We start from the raw sequence: 5,030 nt of genomic DNA, 5'->3' as shown, positions 1-5,030 counted from the left end.
GTTCTTCTCCGCATCGGTCAGTTCATGAAAAAGGGGCGGTGCCATTCGTAGGGTGAATCAAATTTCAGCACCCTCCGCAAGCCCTTCGCTGCCAACCCCGTGAGCAGTTACGGATCGGCAGCGTCGATCGGGACGAACGGGTCAACCTCGCGCCCTACAGCTTCTTCAACGCGTTCAATTATCACCCGCCGATCATCGGCTTTTCAAGCATCGGCGGAAAGGACGCGCTCGCCAATCTGCACGAAACACAGGTCTTCACCTGAGAATCTCACTACCCGCGCCCTCGCCGCCGCAATGAACGAGACCTCCGCGCCGTTGCCGCGCGGCGAGAGCGAGGCGTCGCGCGCCGGACTGGCCTTGATGCCCTCGGATCTCATCGCGGCGCCTCGCGTGGTCGACAGCCCCGTGCAGTTCGAATGCCGCGTCACGCAGTTCGTACCGCTCGTGGATGCGAAGGGCAGCCCGACTGCCGCCGAGATGGCGTTCGGTGAGGTGGTGCGAGTCCATATACGCGCCGATCTGGTGCGCGACGGTCGCTACGATGCCTATGCCCCCGGCGTCATCCTCCGCGCCGGTGGTCCGTCCGATTACATCGAGGTGCGCCCGGACGCGGTGTTCCGGATCACCCGGCCGGGGTAACTGTCAGGTAACGAGCGGCCTCGCCAGGCCGTCCAGATAACGTTATTTATGGAAAGTATATTTTTCTTTATTTTCTGTTTTTTCGATCCCGACCGTAATCGTAATGTTCCTCTCAGCGGCCGACTGCACCGGCGCCGCAGCTTCCACGAGGAACCTGATCATGAACACCGTTTCCCCCCGCGACGCCGCCCTGTTCGTCGCCCGCTTCGGCCTCTCGCTCCTCTTCCTGACGATGGGCTGGGGCAAGCTCTCTGATTTCAGTGGCGCCATCGCCTACATGGCCCAGGCCGGAGCACCGTTTCCTGCTTTTTCGGCGCTGTTGGCGGTCATCGTTGAATTAGGCGCCGGCATCGCGCTGACCCTCGGCATCGCGGTGACGCCCGTCGCGTCCGTGCTTGCCCTCTACACGGTCGTCACGGGGCTGATCGGCCATCACTTCTGGACCTATGCGCCGGGCATGATGCGCTACGACATGACAATCCATTTCTACAAAAACATCTCGATCGCCGGTGGCCTCCTGGCACTCGCCGCTGCAGGGGCAGGCCGCTATGCCCTGTCGCTCCGGCACCCCCGTTTTTTCGCCTCCTGATCCCCACGCCAGCTTCCTGGGAGTAACTACGATGACGACGTTCACGACTTCTGACAATGTCGAGATCTACTATAAGGATTGGGGCAAGGGCCGCCCCGTTCTGTTCAGCCATGGCTGGCCTCTCAGCTCGGACATGTGGGACGAGCAGATGATCGCGCTGGCCAACGCCGGGTATCGCGTGATCGCCTTCGATCGTCGCGGCTTCGGCCGCTCTGAACAGCCTTGGCAGGGCTACGACTACGATCGCTTCGCCGACGATGTCGGCGAACTGATCGCTCATCTCGATCTGACGGACGTAACGCTGGTCGGCTTCTCGATGGGCGGCGGGGATATCTCGCGCTATGTCGCCCGGCACGGCACCTCGCGCGTCCACAGCCTTGTCCTGCTGGGATCGGTCACGCCGATCTTCATCTGGACGGAGGATCACCCGATGGGCCCCGACAAGGCCTTCTTTGATGCATTCCGCGCTTCTCTCCAGGCCGACCGCGCACAGGTGCTGATCGACTTCGCTCCCGTATTCTTCGGGAAAAACCATGGACAGAAAGTGTCGGACGGCGCACTGGCGCAGTTCCTCCAGCTGGGGTTGATGGCGGCCCTGCAGGCCGAGATCGTCAGCGCCACCGCGTTCTCGGAGACGGATTTCCGCCCCGACATGGCGAAGATCACGGTACCGACGCTGGTGATCCACGGCGACGATGACCAGGTCGTCCCCTTCGAGGCGACCGGCAAGCTGGCCGCCGAGATGCTCCCAGACGCGACGCTCAAGGTCTATCCCGGAGCGCCGCACGGCTTCACCGTCACCCATCAAGCCGAGTTGACGGCCGATCTTCTGGAATTCCTGAAAGTATGACGCATGGTCCTGCCGGCGCCTCGATTTCGGCACCGGCATGAGGGTCTCTATCGCCGTGCCCACGGCGTATGGGCTAATTCGCGTGCTAGATAGTCGATCAGGACCTGCACACGCAGCGGTCGCAGGGGGCTTGCAGGCATGACCAGATGCAGCCCCAGCGGATCGACCGACCAGTCCGGCATGGCGGTCACGAGCCTGCCCTCGCGCAACTCGCGCCAGACCATGAATTCCGGCTGGATGGCGAGGCCCTGGCCCGCCAGAAGCGCGGGCATCATCAGGTCGACATTGTCCGACCAGACGCAGAATGTCGGCTCGGCCGTCTCCTCGCCGGCCGTCGGATGGCTGAACCGCCACACCCCACGCGACGCGCTGCCTGAATAGCCTAAAGCGCGATGGGCGACCAGATTGGCCGGACACACCGGCCGGCCGTGTCGCTCGAAATAGGACGGGGCGCCCACGAGCAGCAGCCGCACCGTGGACAGCCGCCGCGACAGCATGGATGAATCATCCAGCGTCGCGACGCGCAGCGCGAGATCGAACCCTTCCGCCACCAGATCGACCTTGCGGTCGCTCAGCGCAAAATCGACGACGATCTCCGGATAGGCCGCGAGGAACCCCGGCAGCGTCGCGCCGAGATAGCCGATACCGAAAGAAAGCGGCGCGCTGACGCGCACCCGCCCGCGCGGTACCGCCGCCTGTTCTCCGGCCTCCTCCTCGATCGCTTCGCCCTCGCTCAGAATACGCGCGGCCCGCGTGAGAGCGGCGCGACCCGCATCGGTCAGCGATACCCGCCGCGACGTGCGGGCGATCAGCGTCACGCCCAGCCGGGTCTCGATCCGGCCGATCGCCTTGGAAACTGTGGGGTCCGACAAGCCGAGCTCACGCGCGGCGCGCGAGAAGGAGGCATGTTCAGCGACCTTGGCGAAGATCGCCCAAGCTTCGAGATCGGGAAGACGTCTTGTCATTATGGGAAAGTATGAAATTCCATAGTTTCTGTTTTGTCAAGGTCAATGGTGAAGCGTTCTTGGCTTGTCAGGGCGAACCACTGCGGTGCGGCCGACGAAGCGACAATCACGGCGATACTGCCGCTTCAGATTTTCCCGGTCGTCGGCGAAGTGTTCCGCGACGATGCGGTCGAACACCTTGGGCACTGGCGGTCTGACGAGACGCAGATATTCCGTCAGCGTCGAGTAGGCCCCATCATATCCCATCGGCCTGATCTCGCGGTGCAGTCGGCGCGCGGAAAGACCCGGATACCAGCTCCCAGCCATGAAGTTGAAACATGGTCTGGAAACGCGGGTGCCGTCCGCTTCGCCCTACATGTGACAGAGGCGAAGGCCTCGTAACGGTGTAATCACTGTTCCTTGCAGTGAACAGGATTGGCTCTCAAATTGCAGCCATCGCAAGTCGAGAAGCAATCGAACCCAAGTATCTACTTTGACAGGATTTTTTCCGCTCCGGCCTAACCCTCGAGAAATTGGCCTTCTCTGCCCACGCACCTCACGATCGACGAACACTCTCGTGTCATCATCTTTACCTGCCAACCGCTACTGGAAGAGGAATGACAAAGATTACGAGGTCTCGGTGATGAAGCTTAAACCCGATCTGGAAAAGACGTTACCATTCGAGTTGCCCTGTGTGAAAGAAGTATACCCAATGTAATAAAGTTGATCGAGATTACCCCTGCATGATTGTCGCGATGTTCAGACTTGGGTCCTCGTGTCGACGATAATACGCCCCCGAACCCTCCCATCCATCAGGTCGCGGGCTGCGCCGGGAGCAGCGGCAAGAGAGATTTCGGTCGTCATCGTGTCCAGAAGATGCGGATCAAGCAGTTCGGCCAGACGGTTCCATGCCGTTATCCGGCGGTCTCGCTGACAGTAGACGCTGTCGATCCCGATCAGCGACACGCCGCGCAGGATGAAAGGCGCCACCGTCGCCGGGAAATCCATGCCGGCCGCCAGACCGCAGGCCGTTACCACGCCCCCTGACGCCATGCCCGCGCACAGATTGGCCAGCACTCGTCCGCCCGCGACATCAACTGCCCCCGCCCAGCGCGCCCGCTCCAGGGGCTTGCCCGGTTGCGTGAATTCATCGCGCGGCAGGATCGCAGCCGCCCCCAGCGCGGTGAGATAAGCGCCTTCTTCCGACCGCCCGGTGATCGCCTCGACTGTGTAGCCGAGCCGGGAGAGCAACATCACCGCGATGCTGCCCACGCCGCCCGAAGCGCCCGAAACCGCGATCGGTCCCGTGCCTGGCTGGATGCCTTCACGTTCCAACGTCATGACACAGAGCATGGCGGTGTAACCCGCCGTCCCGATCGCCATGGCCTGCCGGGTCGAAAGACCCTCCGGGAGAGGGACCAGCCAGTCCGCGCGCACCCGCGCGCGACCGGCCAGACCGCCCCAGTGCTTCTCACCCGCGCCCCAGCCGTTCAGCACCACCTGGTCGCCCGGCGACACGGCGGGATGGGTGGACCGCACGACGGTCCCGGCAAAATCGATTCCCGGAACCATCGGGAATTGCCGGACGATCGGTCCTCGGCCTGTGATCGCCAGAGCGTCCTTGTAGTTCAGGGAGGACCATTCGATCTGCACCGTCACATCGCCATCCGGCAATGTGTCCTCGTCCATCTGGTGAATATCGACCCGCTGTTCTCCTATCTCGTTCTTTTCGATCAGCAGAGCCTGAAATTGCAATGTCATAAACATTCTCTCCTATTAGACCGATTGTCTATAAAACGACGCTCATCATCCGGCGCCGGTCATGACGATGCCTACGGGGCGATGATCAGCCTGATGAAGCCATCTTCAAAGTCCCGAAGCGACGCGGCACTGCGTTCTAGCCCATCTTATTCACGGGGTTGGTCGAGATTGGGCGGCGGGTATCGCCTAAGCTTTTGATTGGGTTTACGAATTGGGTGTCAAAACCATCCGTTTCTCCGATCACGCC

At 61.9% G+C, this 5,030-nt stretch carries 6 protein-coding genes; 3 read left to right on the top strand and 3 right to left on the bottom strand.

Annotation, left to right across the window (positions count from 1 at the left end):
- Positions 1–294: 294 nt before the first annotated feature.
- The 3 genes from HLH48_RS23465 to HLH48_RS22470 all read left to right on the top strand — a co-directional run bounded on the left by HLH48_RS23465 (position 295) and on the right by HLH48_RS22470 (position 2,078).
- Entirely contained in the window at positions 295–639 is a 345-nt protein-coding gene (locus HLH48_RS23465; protein ID WP_182999678.1) for a flavin reductase, read from the top strand.
- 160 nt (positions 640–799) lie between these two features.
- Positions 800–1,228, top strand: coding sequence for a DoxX family protein (locus HLH48_RS22475; RefSeq protein WP_182999677.1), 429 nt, complete (start codon positions 800–802; stop codon positions 1,226–1,228).
- A 31-nt stretch (positions 1,229–1,259) separates the two neighbouring features.
- Entirely contained in the window at positions 1,260–2,078 is an 819-nt protein-coding gene (locus HLH48_RS22470; RefSeq protein WP_182999676.1) for an alpha/beta fold hydrolase, read from the top strand.
- A 47-nt stretch (positions 2,079–2,125) separates the two neighbouring features.
- On the opposite strand, the gene HLH48_RS22465 is transcribed toward HLH48_RS22470, so the two are convergent.
- The 3 genes from HLH48_RS22465 to acuI all read right to left on the bottom strand — a co-directional run bounded on the left by HLH48_RS22465 (position 2,126) and on the right by acuI (position 4,783).
- Entirely contained in the window at positions 2,126–3,043 is a 918-nt protein-coding gene (locus tag HLH48_RS22465) for a LysR family transcriptional regulator (RefSeq protein WP_182999675.1), read from the bottom strand.
- Positions 3,044–3,085: 42 nt separating this feature from the next.
- Positions 3,086–3,349, bottom strand: a complete 264-nt coding sequence (locus tag HLH48_RS23460; RefSeq protein ID WP_246387726.1) for a hypothetical protein — start codon at positions 3,347–3,349, stop codon at positions 3,086–3,088.
- 432 nt (positions 3,350–3,781) lie between these two features.
- The gene (gene acuI / locus HLH48_RS22455) at positions 3,782–4,783 is read right to left on the bottom strand and encodes an acrylyl-CoA reductase (NADPH) (RefSeq protein ID WP_182999674.1); all 1,002 of its coding nucleotides are present in this window, start codon (positions 4,781–4,783) and stop codon (positions 3,782–3,784) included.
- Positions 4,784–5,030 lie beyond the last annotated feature (247 nt).

Origin of the sequence: Gluconacetobacter sacchari, from assembly GCF_014174255.1 — a bacterium.
Classification (GTDB): domain Bacteria; phylum Pseudomonadota; class Alphaproteobacteria; order Acetobacterales; family Acetobacteraceae; genus Gluconacetobacter; species Gluconacetobacter sacchari.
Note: the sequence above shows the minus strand (reverse complement) of the source record. Positions and strands in the feature narration are given on the sequence as shown.